Annotated in this window: 12 protein-coding genes; 7 read left to right on the top strand and 5 right to left on the bottom strand. The window is 55.6% G+C overall.

Annotation, left to right across the window (positions count from 1 at the left end):
* Window position 1: 1 nt before the first annotated feature.
* The 3 genes from ubiA (at window position 2) to phoR (ending at window position 3,017) form a co-directional block, all read left to right on the top strand.
* Window positions 2-883, top strand: coding sequence for a 4-hydroxybenzoate octaprenyltransferase (gene ubiA, locus DFK18_RS04315; RefSeq protein ID WP_114416984.1), 882 nt, complete (start codon window positions 2-4; stop codon window positions 881-883).
* Between the two features lie 102 nt (window positions 884-985).
* The gene (gene phoB / locus DFK18_RS04310; RefSeq protein ID WP_114416983.1) at window positions 986-1,675 is read left to right on the top strand and encodes a phosphate regulon transcriptional regulator PhoB; all 690 of its coding nucleotides are present in this window, start codon (window positions 986-988) and stop codon (window positions 1,673-1,675) included.
* Window positions 1,676-1,700: 25 nt separating this feature from the next.
* On the top strand, window positions 1,701-3,017 hold the full coding sequence (gene phoR / locus DFK18_RS04305; protein ID WP_114416982.1) for a phosphate regulon sensor histidine kinase PhoR: 1,317 nt from the start codon (window positions 1,701-1,703) through the stop codon (window positions 3,015-3,017).
* Here the strand turns inward: phoR and DFK18_RS04300 are convergent.
* Window positions 3,014-3,829: a response regulator gene (locus tag DFK18_RS04300; RefSeq protein WP_162299680.1), complete on the bottom strand. Its 816-nt coding sequence runs from the start codon at window positions 3,827-3,829 to the stop codon at window positions 3,014-3,016. The genes phoR and DFK18_RS04300 overlap by 4 nt on opposite strands.
* Before the next feature lie 178 nt (window positions 3,830-4,007).
* Here DFK18_RS04300 and DFK18_RS04295 point away from each other — a divergent pair, with 178 nt between their 5' ends.
* The 4 genes from DFK18_RS04295 (at window position 4,008) to DFK18_RS04280 (ending at window position 7,966) form a co-directional block, all read left to right on the top strand.
* Entirely contained in the window at window positions 4,008-4,547 is a 540-nt protein-coding gene (locus tag DFK18_RS04295) for a hypothetical protein (protein ID WP_114416980.1), read from the top strand.
* A 135-nt stretch (window positions 4,548-4,682) separates the two neighbouring features.
* Window positions 4,683-6,644: a methyl-accepting chemotaxis protein gene (locus DFK18_RS04290; protein WP_114416979.1), complete on the top strand. Its 1,962-nt coding sequence runs from the start codon at window positions 4,683-4,685 to the stop codon at window positions 6,642-6,644.
* A 60-nt stretch (window positions 6,645-6,704) separates the two neighbouring features.
* A complete protein-coding gene (locus tag DFK18_RS04285; protein ID WP_114416978.1) occupies window positions 6,705-7,193 on the top strand; it encodes a peroxiredoxin in 489 nt (162 codons plus the stop codon).
* A gap of 128 nt (window positions 7,194-7,321) precedes the next feature.
* Window positions 7,322-7,966, top strand: coding sequence for a single stranded DNA-binding domain-containing protein (locus tag DFK18_RS04280; protein WP_114416977.1), 645 nt, complete (start codon window positions 7,322-7,324; stop codon window positions 7,964-7,966).
* Between the two features lie 87 nt (window positions 7,967-8,053).
* Here the strand turns inward: DFK18_RS04280 and phoU are convergent, their stop codons facing one another.
* The 4 genes from phoU to DFK18_RS04260 all read right to left on the bottom strand — a co-directional run bounded on the left by phoU (window position 8,054) and on the right by DFK18_RS04260 (window position 13,765).
* Window positions 8,054-8,836 (bottom strand): phosphate signaling complex protein PhoU, encoded by a 783-nt coding sequence (gene phoU, locus DFK18_RS04275; protein ID WP_114416976.1) that lies wholly within the window; start codon window positions 8,834-8,836, stop codon window positions 8,054-8,056.
* 79 nt (window positions 8,837-8,915) lie between these two features.
* Window positions 8,916-9,761 carry a phosphate ABC transporter ATP-binding protein PstB gene (pstB, locus tag DFK18_RS04270; RefSeq protein WP_114416975.1) on the bottom strand — a complete coding sequence of 282 codons (846 nt, stop codon included), beginning with the start codon at window positions 9,759-9,761 and terminating at the stop codon, window positions 8,916-8,918.
* 26 nt (window positions 9,762-9,787) lie between these two features.
* A complete protein-coding gene (pstA, locus tag DFK18_RS04265; RefSeq protein WP_178006172.1) occupies window positions 9,788-11,464 on the bottom strand; it encodes a phosphate ABC transporter permease PstA in 1,677 nt (558 codons plus the stop codon).
* 21 nt (window positions 11,465-11,485) lie between these two features.
* Entirely contained in the window at window positions 11,486-13,765 is a 2,280-nt protein-coding gene (locus DFK18_RS04260) for an ABC transporter permease subunit (protein ID WP_114416973.1), read from the bottom strand.
* Window positions 13,766-13,791: the final 26 nt, after the last annotated feature.

The raw sequence follows: 13,791 nt of genomic DNA, 5'->3' as shown, positions 1-13,791 counted from the left end.
GATGATTTCTGCTGCTCGCGGCCCCTGGTATCAACGCCTTCCCGCTTTTATTCGTCTGATGCGCCTCAACCGGCCTATCGGCACCTGGCTATTGATGTGGCCCACCCTCTGGGCACTCTGGTTTGCGGCGGGTGGGCTGCCCGATCTGGAGGTGCTGCTGATTTTTGTCCTGGGCGTCATCCTGATGCGTGCCGCCGGCTGTGTGATCAATGACTTTGCCGATCGCAATTTTGATGGCCATGTCGAGCGCACGGTGAACCGCCCCCTGGCCACCGGTGAAATCTCTGCCCGTGAAGCGCTGGTTCTTTTTGTACTCCTGGCTCTGGCAGCTTTTGTGCTGGTCCTCTTCACCAATCCCCTGACCCTCAAGCTGACCCCGGTCGGCCTGCTGCTGGCCGCCTGCTATCCCTTTATGAAGCGCTACACCCATTTTCCCCAGGTGGTATTGGGAGCTGCTTTTTCCTGGGCCATCCCCATGGCTTTTGCCGCCCAGACCAACAGCCTGCCGCCTGCACTCTGGCTGGTGTTTGCGGCCAACCTGGTGTGGACAGTGGCCTATGACACCGCCTATGCCATGGAGGACCGGCCGGATGATCTCAAGGTGGGGATTAAATCCACGGCCGTTTTTTTCGGACGCTATGACCGCCTGATGATCGGTCTGTTGCAACTGGCCACGCTGGGCCTGCTGATCGCTGCCGGTCTGGCTTTCGGTCGCGGTCTTCTTTATTTCGCTGGCCTGGGGTTGATGGCTGCCCTCTTTGCCTGGCAGCAATGGCTGATCCGTGATCGTCAGCGCGGCCCCTGTTTAAGGGCTTTTTTAAACAATCACTATGCCGGTATGCTGGTCTTTGCCGGTCTGGTGGCGGATTACCTGATTGACTGAATTCTGGAGAGCCGGGCAACTTCTTGAATCGCTGTCATCTTCCTGTCATTTTTAGCGGGTGTAATGATGCTGAAACAAGTGGATGCATCACAGGAACCCCTTATGAACAACAAGACCGTACTCATTGTTGATGATGAAGCTCCGATTCGGGAGATGATAGCCGTTGCCCTGGAAATGGCGGATTATAACTACCTGGAAGCAGAAGATGCGACCCAGGCCCATTCCCAGGTCATCGACCATCAGCCGGATCTGATACTGCTGGACTGGATGTTGCCGGGCACCAGCGGCATTGAACTGGCCCGCCGCCTCAAGCGCGACCCGGTCACGGCGGAAACGCCCATCATCATGCTGACGGCCCGCAGCGAGGAAGATAACAAGGTGCTGGGTCTGGAAGCCGGTGCTGATGATTACATCACCAAGCCGTTTTCTCCCCGGGAACTGGTCGCCCGCCTGAAAGCGGTATTACGCCGGACCACACCACCAGGCGTTGAAGACCCTGTCGAGGTGAACGGTCTGCGGCTGGACCCGGTCAGTCATCGTGTGACTGCACAAAACCAGCCTCTGGAAATCGGCCCGACCGAATTTCGCCTGCTGCAGTTTTTCATGACGCATCAGGAGAGAGCCTATACTCGTAACCAGTTGCTGGATCAGGTTTGGGGGGGCAATGTTTATGTCGAGGAAAGAACCGTTGATGTGCATATTCGCCGCTTGCGCAAGGCGCTGGGCGAAAACTACGGACAACTGGTGCAGACAGTCAGGGGTACGGGCTACCGTTTTTCCACCCAGGCTTGATGGACACGGATAAGGAAAAGCTTGCATGCCCTTCTTGTTTCGCAAGGAAATCAAAAAACTGGTTTTCTGGCTGCTGCTGGCAGCCGGGGTAGGATGGCTGGTCGACTATCCTCTGGTCGCCACGCTGATCATGGCCCTGTTTTTTCTCGGCTACTACCTCAAGCAGCTCTACAGCCTGCTCTATTGGCAAGCGCACTCCCAGGAGGAACCCCCGGAAGCCAGTGGCGTCTGGGGTGAAGTCTTCGATAACCTCTATACCTATCAGCGTCACCAGCAGGACCACCAACAACGCCTGCGCCATATTCTGGATCGTATTCAGGATTCCAGTCAGGCCCTTAAGGATGGTGTGGTCATGATTGATGCCCGGGGCGAGCTGGAATGGTGGAATTATGCCGCCGAGGATCTTCTGGGGTTACGCAGTCCCAGTGACAAGGGCAGCCCCATCACCCACCTGCTGCGTGAACCCAAGTTCGTCGACTATTTTGAGCGCAAGAGCTATCAGGAACCCCTGATCATGCCCTCGCCCATCGTTGAGGGACGCACCCTGGAATACCAGGTCACCCTTTTTGGCGAGAATGATCGCCTGCTGCTGGTACGCGACTTCACCCGCATGCAGCGTCTGGAAAGAATGCGCCAGGATTTTATTGCCAATGTTTCCCACGAGCTGCGCACTCCGCTGACGGTCCTCTCCGGGTACCTGGAAACCTTCAGTGATCATGCCGATACCCTGCCGCCCAAATGGCAACGTGGCCTGACCCTGATGCGCCAGCAATCCACGCGGATGGAGCATCTGGTCGAAGACCTGCTCACCCTGTCACGCCTGGAAACCAGTGATCTGGAAGTTTCCGTCGATCCACTCAATATCGAGGCCTTGCTGGAATCCATTCGCCAGGATGCCCTGGCCCTGTCCGGCAACGAGCACCATATTACTCTGGATGTGGATCGCCAGCTTCGTGTCTATGGTTCCGAAAAGGAACTGCGCAGCGCCTTTTCCAATCTGGTCTACAACGCGGTCAAGTACACCGGACCAGGCACAGAGATACAGGTGCGCTGGTACCATGATCGCGCCGGTGCTCATCTGGAGGTGGTGGATGCCGGACCCGGCATCGATCCCAAGCATCTATCACGCCTGACTGAAAGGTTCTACCGGGTCGATCAGGGCCGCGCCAGCAGCACCGGTGGCACCGGCCTGGGACTGGCCATCGTCAAGCATGTCATGCTGCGCCACCAGGGCCGCCTGAGCATCAACAGTGAGGTGGGCCAGGGCAGTTGCTTTACCTGCCATCTGCCCATTACCCGCATCCATCTGGTGGCTCCGGGCGAAACCTTTGATGATGACTAGGTCGGGCTATTAAGCAGCCGCTCGAATTGCTCGGCCACTTCCCCTTCCTGCTTGAGAAAGACGACCCGGATTTGTAGCTGGTCGGTGCGCGGATTCAGCTCGCCCAGTTTCAGTCCGGAAACAAAGGCGCGCAGACTGACCTTGAGCGGCTGTTCATCCGGCCCGCCCATCAAGCCGACGTGCACCAGACTACCCAGGGCCGGCTGTATCTCGCTGCGCTTGGCCAGTAAGCGAGCTTCGCGGCGATTAACATCCTTGACCGTGACCGGCGCCCTGGCTTCACCAGCGACCAGAAGACCTTTGCTCTTGGGGCCCTTGGCCACTTTCTTGGTCTTGGGCAGGCTGCGTCCACCTGCCAGCAGCTCTGCACCACCGGCAGCGGCAATTCTTTCCCGGTGTTTCATGGCGGCGGCTTCTTCCTGGGTCAGGTGGCCTTTTTTAACCAGCGTCTTAACCACCTTGCCCAGCAACTGCTCGGGGGTAAAAGGCTTGGCGATATAGTCATCCACACCCGCCTCGACGGCCTGAATTACATTGTCCTTGCTATCCAGGCTGGTCACCAGAATAAAGGGCTGATCCTTGTGCTCTTCCTCGGAGCGCACCCATTGCAGTAGTTCCAGGCCGTTCATTTCCGGCATTTCCCAGTCACAGAGCACCAGATCATAGGAATGCTTTTGCATCAGGGCCTGGGCTCTACGGCCATGGTCGGCTTCCTGCACATCAAAATTGGAATACTCGGTTTTTAGGGTCTTCTGAACCAGATTACGGATGAACTTGTCATCGTCCACGGTCAAGAGGCGAATTTTTTTCATGGTCACCCAGAGTTCAATTGAAAATAAGATACATGTTAATGACTTTTTATGACGCTGTCTTGACTCCCTTGTCATCCCAGCGTCTCCAAACAGTCACCTTTCTGCAACCTTGCCTGCTTATTCTTCTTTCAGGTCAAAACCTTAACGCTTAAACCCACTCTACAGACAGGAAAGCAAGATGCTGAGCAAAACTTTCAAAATGGGTCTTCTGGCCCTTTCCCTTGCCGGAATGACTGCCTGTGCCACCCAGGGCACGGATTCTTCCTCCACTGATGCGGTTCAGTTGTTTGAATACCACGCTGACGATGGTCGCATCTATGTATTTGATGATGTGGCCAGGTATCAGGCTGCAGTCATGGGTAACAAACCGCCCTACCACCTTAACCGGATTGGTGCCGGTCCTGACGGTCAGACCCTGGTCTTTGGTCTGAGCAAGGATCAAGCCAAGCAACGCGAAATCGATTTTATCCAGGTCTATGATGGTTCAGCCGATTATGACGGCGACTTCTACGGTCAGCTGCAACGCGACCACCGTATTTACATCGCCGACAGCCTGGAAGAGTTTCACTCTGCCCGTACCGGCGAACCCACCTACCATGTTAACCGCATTGCCGAAGGCCCCGAAGGTGAAACCCTGGTCTTTATTCAGAACGGTGACAACAAGGGCACGCCTGCAGATGCGCTGATTCAGCAGTATCAGACGCTAAACGCCCAGTAATACTGCCTTTTTCGTCGATTCACGCCTCTCTTTTTAGCCCCAGGGACTGGGGCTTTTTTTATTGATCTACGTCACATGAATGTCACATTAATGCCATAACCTCCCGCTTATACCTAATGAGCGGAGCTTGAATTTATGCCTATCGTGACCATTACCCGGATTGCCAGCAGCCTCTTGGCGTTACTGGCTCTGGGCTTTGCTATCACGCTCTATTGGGGTTTGGGACAACTCCATCAGTCTTTTATCACCACGCTGGATTATTCAGGATTGCATCGCCAGGTGGCCGTGGATCTACGCGGAAAAATACAAACCTACCTGGACAGCGGAGATGCTTCACAGCTGCATGCCGCAGTTCAGGATCTGGAACAAATCCAGACCCAGGTACTCCCCGAATTACCCAGCCAGGAACTGGCCGACAACCTGCAGCAACCCACTCAGGCTTTGTTGCAAGGCTTGACCCATGACTATCGTGGTGCAGGCAAGCTGGCCGGTGATGCCCAGGCGCTGCTTTATCAGAATGAGCGGGAAATGCTGGCCGAGCTTCAGCGCCTGCAGGATTACGCCCGTCAGGCCTTCCAGCAGAATCCCGAGCGCGGCTATGAATACCAGCAGGTAGCCAGCAGCCTCTACCATCAGCTCAGTCGCATCAAAACCTACCGCGAACGCTACTGGCATTCCGGTGAAGAGCACTATCTGGAACAACTCCAGGCTGCCAGGGATAGCCAGCAGGAAGCCCTGGACCAGTTGAGCCAGCTACCCCGGGTAGGCATCTACCCGGAACAGGAAGAAGACCCCATGGCGGCCATGATGGGTTGGGATACCCAAACCAGCAATGAAGACGCCGAAGAAACTGCCGATGCCATTACTCACCAGCTGAGCTATCTACACAACCGCTATCCATCGGAGCTGGAAAGATCCCGCCAGGGACGCCAGGATCGTACCGCCAGCCTCAATGCCGTCAACCAGCTGATTGATGATTTGGAAACAGCCATCGATCAGGGCCAACAGGCGGTTTATGCCGAAAAGAGCCGGGTAGAGGGCTGGGTCAAACGTCTCTTTTTTGCCTTTGCACTGGCCCTGCTGGCCATGGCCCTGCTGCTTTATTACTTTCAGCGTCGGGTGGTGCTGCTCAAGCTGAAGAAACTGGAAACAGCCCTGACCGGACTGGTCAAACAGGGACAGCTGCAACCCGTGGATATGGAAGCCGACAAGACGGAGCTGGGACGCATCGCCAAGCGCTTTAATCAGCTGATCGCCGGGATGCAGAAAAAAGAGAAACAGAAAAATCACCAACTGGAAGAAGTGAATGCCACTCTGGAGGCTGTCTTGGCCAGTTTCGAGCAGATGGGCAGCCACTTTCTGCAAACCCGCCAGCAGTTGGAAGCCTCGGGTGAATTCAGCCGGACCCTTAAAGCCCTGGCCGAAGAGGTGAACGGTAACTCCACCAGCATGCATGATTTTGCCAGTGAGGCGGCGGGCATGATGCAGACCAGTGAAACCAGCGCGCAAAAGGTGGCTGAAGCCGGTGACCAGGCCCTGGCGGATATTAGCGAAGGCCAAACCGCACTCAGTGATCTGGTCAAGGCGGTCGAGGAAGTCATGCTGATTCTGGAAGAAGTCAGCAGCATCTCCGACCAGACCAACCTGCTCGCCCTCAACGCTGCCATAGAGGCCGCCCGTGCCGGGGAACAGGGACGAGGCTTTGCCGTGGTTGCCGATGAAGTGCGCCAGCTGTCCCAGAAAACTCAGGGGGCGGTCAGCCATTCCACCCATCTGCTGGAAGCCCTGCAAAAAACCACGGATCGCCTGAGTCGGCAAATCGAGGGGGTCAGTAATGCCACCCGCTACCAGAAGGATCTGGCCCTGGAAATGCAAGCCAGTGCCCGCGATCTGAGTGAACGCTCCAGCCGGGTTTCCCTGATCGCCAGTGAAGGCAAGCAGCTTTCCAGCCGTCAGCATCACCAGGTGGATGGCTTCAGTCAGGACATGAAGGAAATGGAAGAAGGCGCCCAACAGGCAGTGCACAAGATAGAAAGCCTGCACAAGGATGTCAGCCAAAGAATTGACTGGGTTCGCAAAGTCCTGGCAGAAGCCTGATCATCTGCTAGGCTGCAAGGTGATTTCCGACTAAAGCAGTCAACTTTTAAGGAGGCCTGCATGAGCATTCAACTGGGTGATTCCCTGCCTGATATGGAACTTCAAATCATGGGCCAGGAAGGCCCTGAAAAAGTAGCCACGCGTGATCTTTTCGCGGGCAAGCGCGTCGTCCTCTTTGCCGTACCCGGTGCCTTTACACCCGGCTGCACTCAGACTCACCTGCCAGGATTTGTGGTCAAGGCCGATGAGATCAAAGCCAGAGGCGTGGATCAGATCATCTGCACGGCCGTGAATGATATTTTCGTTCTCGATGCCTGGGCTCGCTCCCAGAATGCCGAGCATATTCTGATGCTGGCCGATGGTCAGGGTGATTTTGCTGCAACCCTGGGGCTGGACCAGGATCTCAGCGCCATGCAGATGGGCAAGCGTAGTCAGCGTTATGCCATGATCGTCGATGATGGTCGGGTTGAAGCCCTCAAGGTGGACCCCAAGGGCGTTGACCAGAGCAGCGCCGACAGCATCCTTGAAGAGCTGGACAAGGCCGGCTAGCCTCCTCCTACCCTCCCCGATTCACCTGCAGATTTGACAGCCTCTGCAGGTGTTTTCTAGGGTAAAACCACTTGGCTAAAGCAAGCATTTCAAGCGAACTCATTGGTTTTAAAATCAAGGAGGTATGCATGAAACGCACGCTGATCGCTACCGCTCTACTAACCGCCCTGCCCGGCCTGGCGCTGGCCACGCCCAACCCCAAGGTCATGCCCGATGATTCCTGGATCTCTATCAAGGGAACGGCGGTAGAAACCGCGCCCAGCAGCTTTCTGCTCGATTATGGCCAAGGCCAGATAACCGTGGAAATGGATGACTGGTCGTGGATTGACCAGGAAGCCCAGGCACTCATGGAAGGGGATGAAGTGACGGTCTACGGGGAAGTGGATGATAACTTCTCTGTTGAAGATACCATTGAAGCCAGCAGTGTTTATGTCGAATCCCTGGGTCGCTATTTTTACGCCAATAGTGCCGACGAGGAAGAAGTTCTTCCTGCCGTTCACCTGACCCGTTTTGTGCCCAACGTGGCCATCAACTTGAGCGGCAATGTCACCGAGGTTTCACCCGGTGTGAATGAATTTACCATTGATAACGGCATCCAGCGTATTACCGTGGATACTTCGGACATGGCTTATGATCCGCTGGATGACAAGGGTTTTCAGCAAATAGAAGTGGGTGATCGCGTTTCCGTGGCCGGCTGGATGGACGAGGATATACTCGATTCCATGCAGGTGGTGGCCGAATCAGTCGTCACCACGGATGAGTGGGAAGGCTGATTTTCCATAGAGACTGAGAGGTTCTCATGACCCAAGAACCCCCGGTGTTGGTAGCCCAGCACCGGGGGTTCTTTTATGGAAGGGCTTTTATTCCTTGGATTCACCTTCATCTTCTGAAGACTGGCCCAACTGGGGTGGCTCCAGCTCGTCCTGATGCATGACTACCTTTTCGATTTTCTCCGGCTTGGTGTAGCGCACGTCTTCACCTTCAACCAGGTAGATCACGTATTCCGCCAGGTTGCTGGCGTGGTCGCCCACCCGCTCCAGAGAACGCAGTACCCACATGATGTTCATCACCTGGGAGATGGAACGCGGATCTTCCATCATGAAGGTAATCAGCGCACGCGTGGCCGAGCGATATTCCAGATCCACGGTATCATCTTCACGCAGAACAGCCAGAGCCTGGGCAGTATCAAAGCGGGCAAAGGCATTGAGGGCATCCTGCACCATCTGGCGAACATGGCTGCCCAGATGACGGGCTTCGATATAGCCGCGCGGTGAGCTGCCTTCCTCGGCCAGACGCAGGGTAGCCTTGGCAATTTTGCTGGCTTCATCACCGATACGCTCCAGATCGGAGGTGGCACGAATGACCGCCAACACCAGGCGCAGGTCGGAAGCTGCTGGCTGGCGACGGGCCAGAATATGAGTGCAGACTTCGTCAATTTCTACTTGCAGCAGATTGACCTTTTTATCCTTCTTTTTCACTTCGCTGGCCAAGTGGGTGTCACCTTCCACCAGCGAGTGAACGGCATCCTTGACCTGTTGTTCGACCAGACCACCCATTTCCAGCAACTGGCTGCGGATTTCTTCCAGCTCTTCGTTAAAGCGCTGGGAAATATGCGATGTATGTGTTTCCTGACTGATTTTCATGGCGAGTATCTCTATTCATTGAACGCTGAACAGGGAAAGCCGGCCCGCGCCGGTTTCCCACGGGTTGACCCCTCCCGGCTTAGCCGTAGCGACCGGTAATATAATCTTCAGTCTGCTTCTTGCTGGGGTTGGTAAAGAGGGTGTCGGTATTGTCGTATTCAATCAGCTCACCCAGGTACATAAAGGCGGTGTAATCGGAGACACGAGCCGCCTGCTGCATGTTGTGGGTCACGATGACGATACTGAAGCGATCCTTGAGATCGTGAATCAGCTCTTCAATCTTCAGCGTGGAGATGGGGTCCAGGGCCGAAGCCGGTTCGTCCAAGAGGAGAATTTCCGGTTTGACCGCAATGGTACGGGCAATGACCAGACGCTGTTGCTGACCACCGGACATGCCCAGGGCGGATTCGTGCAGACGATCCTTGGTTTCATCCCAGATGGCGGCTGATTTCAGGGCCCACTCCACAGCTTCGTCGAGAATACGGCGGTTGTTAATGCCCTGGATTCTCAGACCATAGGCCACATTCTCGTAAATGGATTTGGGGAAGGGATTGGGCTTCTGGAAAACCATCCCTACGCGGCGGCGCAGGTCAGCTACATCCACCCGGCGGTCATAGATATTCTGACCGTCGATATTGACTTCACCGGTGATGCTAACACCATCAATCAGGTCGTTCATGCGGTTGAAAGAGCGCAGCAGCGTGGACTTACCACAACCGGAAGGGCCGATAAAAGCAGTCACCCGGTTCTTGGGAATATCCATGGTGATGTTTTTCAGCGCCTTGGACTCACCATAATAAAGGCTCATGTCCCGGGTGGAGATACAGGGGGTTTCCTGGCTCAGGGACAACTCCGCTGAAGCGGCGTCCCGGTTCAGGTCGCCCATATTCATGCCATGGGTACGGGGTTGTGCACTAGTGTTCATTCTTTAGCCTCAAAAAAAGTGATCAATTACATGTCCAGGGCGCGGAATTTTTCCCGCAGGCGATTACGGATTGCGATAGCTGCCAGGTTAAGACTGGCAATCACAGCCACCAGCATCAAGGCCGTGGCATAAACCAGAGGGCGAGCAGCTTCCACGTTGGGGCTCTGGAAGCCGACATCGTAGATATGAAAGCCCAGGTGCATAAACTGGCGATCCAGGTGCAGGAAGGGCGCATTGCCATCCAGCGGCAGGTTGGGGGCCAGCTTGACCACACCCACCAGCATCAGGGGAGCCACCTCACCGGCAGCACGTGCCACTGCCAGGATCACACCCGTCATCATCGCCGGGCTGGCCATGGGTAGAACCACGCGCCAGAGGGTTTCCGCCTTGGTGGCACCCAGGGCCAGGGAACCTTCACGCACCGAGCGGGGAATCCGCGACAGCCCTTCTTCAGTCGCAACGATCACCACCGGTAGAGTCAGCAGAGCCAGGGTCAGGGAGGCCCACATCAGGCCCGGTGTACCGAAAGTAGGAGCTGGCAGGGCTTCTGGATAAAAGATTTCATCCAGGTTGCCACCCACGAAGTAGACAAAGAAGCCCAGACCAAACACCCCGTAAACAATCGAGGGGACACCGGCCAGGTTGTTAACGGCGATACGAATGGTGCGGGTCAAAAAGCCCTGTTTGGCATATTCGCGCAGGTAGACCGCAGCCATGACACCGAAAGGCGTCACGATCACCGACATGATCAGAACCATCAGCACGGTACCGAAAATGGCCGGGAAGATACCGCCTTCGGTATTGGCTTCACGCGGGTCTTCGGAGACAAACTCCCACACCTTGTCAAAATAGTGACCAATTTGCTGGAAGAGGTTCATGTTGTTGGGCTGATAGGCCCGAACCACTTCTTCCAAACCGATTTCCAGCTTGTAGCCATCCGTGGTTTCCATCAGGAAGGAGTCACGGGAAAAGTCTTCATTCAGTGCATTCAAACGCTGCAGCAGGGCCTGGTATTCCTGGTCCCATTTCTGCCTCTCTGCTTCCAGACGAGCCAGGTTTTCGGGCGTGTCTTCACCTTCCAGTTCCAGGCGTCTTTCTTCCAGACGCAGCTGTTCCAACTCATAGTTGATGGCACCGATGTCCTGCTTCTCCAGAGCGTGGATTTCCCAGTAGATATCCACGGCCCGGTCGATACGTTTCTGGGCTTCTTCCCAGAGGTGGTTTTCGCCACGCTCCTGTTCACCCAGCAGTTCGCCATTTTCGGTGATGCCCAGCAGGTAACCATAGAAGTTACCCCACTCACGTCTTTCCATAGCCACGGCATAAGGCGGATAGGAGATATCCTGCAGATCACGCTGTAGTACCCAGCGGAAGTCAAAGCCGTAGATATCCCGGTTGCCCACCTTCATCAGCTGGCGATTCAGAAAATCACTATCGGCATGGACTTCATAACCCGCACCGCGCAGCTGTTCTGCGGTGACCTGTTCAACCTCGACCACTTCACCCAGTTGCATGCGCTGCTGGCCTTGAAGGTCGGTTGCCAGAGACTCCTGCAGCTCGGCTGGCCAGAAGTGGGCCAGACCACGTACAGCAATGATGGCGACCAGACCCAGAACCAGCATCACACTGATGGCGACAGCACCGGCATTCAGCCAGATCCAGGGGGAGCCGCTTTTTACCCAGTCTTTAAATGAAATTCTCATAATTGCTAACCTTAGCCTGCCTTACAGAGTGCTGTATTTTTTGCGCAAACGCTGTCTGACCAGTTCGGCCAGGGTGTTCACCACAAAGGTGAAGCCAAACAGCACCAGTGCCGCCAAAAAGAGAATGCGGTAATGGCTGGAATCCACGGCCGATTCCCCCATTTCCACGGCAATATTGGCCGCGAGGGTGCGCATCCCTTCAAAAATATTGAAGTTCATGATGGGCGTATTGCCCGTCGCCATGAGAACGATCATGGTTTCACCCACAGCACGACCCATACCGATCATGACCGCCGAGAAAATACCGGGACTGGCGGTGGGCAGGATAACCCGGACCAGGGTTTGCCAGGCTGTAGCGCCCAGGGCCAGAGAACCGTGGCTCAAGGATTTGGGCACCCCGAAGAGCGCATCCTCGGCAATCGAGTAGATGGTAGGAATCACCGCAAAGCCCATGGCAAAGCCCACCACGATGGAGTTGCGCTGGTCGTAGGTAATGCCCAGATCATTGGTCAGCCAGTTGCGGATATCACCATCGAAGAAGAAGACTTCCAGTGGCTGACTGGCAGCAAAAGAGAACCAGCCGATCAACATGACCACGGGGAAAAGCAGCAGCACATGCCAGCCATCAGGCACCAGGAAGCGGATGCGATCCGGCAGTTGTGACCAGGCATAACCAAAGGCCAGCAGTCCCAGAGGCATCAACACCAGCAGGGCAAAAATGCCCGGCAAATGGAGTTCAAAGAAGGGCGCCAGGAAAAGACCGGCAAAGAAACCCAGGATAACCGTGGGCAGAGCTTCCATCAGCTCGATCACCGGCTTGACCTTTTTACGCACAGCCGGAGCCATAAAGTAGGCCGTGTACATGGCACCACAGATGGCCAGGGGCACCGACAGCAGCATGGCGTAGAAAGCCGCTTTCAGCGTACCCAAAGCCAGTGGTGTGATGCTGAACTTGGGTTCATAGTCATTACTGGCACCCGAGGATTGCCAAATGTATTCCGGCTGGTCATAACCCTCGTACCAGACCTTGCCCCACAGCGCCTTGGCGGAGGCTTCCGGGTGGGGATTATCGACATCAAAAGTCACGAAGCTACCATCAGCAGCCTGCAGCAACAGCATGCTGGCCCGGGGCGAAATAGCGACCGCTTGAGGTGCCGCTTCCAGCAACTGGGCATCAATCACCTTGTTTTCCGCCGTGGTGTTGTAGATTCCCACGCGACCCTGGGTATCCACGGCCACCAGACCTTTACGACGGTGTTCTGGCTCGATAGCTGCAATGGGGTGATCACCCAGTTCCAGGCGGCGGATCGCTGTCAATTCACGCTCACCGTCACTATTGCGGGCCAGCATCCACTGGGTGATGCGACCCTGGCTATCACCGATCAGCAGGGAATCACTACCCAGCTGAAAGCGCACTGCAGTGACTTCCTGGGTATCGGGCACCAGGCGTACCTGCTGCATCAACTCGGGTTCACGCAGACGGCGGGTGTTGTAAACATCCATCCAGCCATCTGTTCTGACGGCATAGGTATAAATATGATCTTCGCTAAAAAGAAGCTGTTGGTAGGCATGACGAGCAGGCAGCTGTGCAGGCTGGGGCGTCACCTGAGTCTGACCGGTGATCATGTTAGTCCGCGTAGCCAGCTTGAGCACCAACGGTTCGCCCTGGTCGACAATACCCCCCAGGATAAAGCCGTTACGGCCGACCTGACGGGAAACATCCTGCAGAGGGCGGCCTTCAGGATCAAGAATCAGGGTTTCATCACCCAGCGGGAAAGTCATTTCCGGACGCACACCGATGCGCTCGCCCTGGGCATCGAATTCCACCCCGAAACTGAATTCAACCAGCAGCACCCGGCCGTCATTCAGACCCAGTGCCAGGATGTCATCACCCGGCAAGCCTGGAGAAACACTGGTAATGGTCTGGTCGGCGCCCAGAGGCAAGGAATGACTACCCAGCGACTGACCATCGGCCACCTGAATAAAGTGCACCTGACCTGAGTCGGTAATCCTTGCAAAAACCTCGTTCTGCTCTTCAGCGACCAAACGCAGGGTTCTGCCCTCTGCGGCTTCACCCTGGAGGCTGTAGTGATTGCTTTCTTCGATTTCCGCGTCCTGAAATAGAGGGAAAACCTCATAGAGCAGATAGAAGAAAATCAAGCTGATCGCGACGATGACGCCTATCCCGCCGGTGGCAATACCGTAGCGGGTTAGACCATCGCCCAGATGGCGATATTTGCGCCTTCGTTGGGTTTTCGGGGAATTCAATTCCCGCTCTAGGGTCGAGGATGCAGTCTTCATAACCTAACCTTCTGAATTAACGTTGG

It is taken from the genome of Marinospirillum perlucidum (assembly GCF_003336805.1).
Taxonomy (GTDB): domain Bacteria; phylum Pseudomonadota; class Gammaproteobacteria; order Pseudomonadales; family Halomonadaceae; genus Marinospirillum; species Marinospirillum perlucidum.
This window is presented reverse-complemented; position numbering and strand designations above follow the sequence as displayed.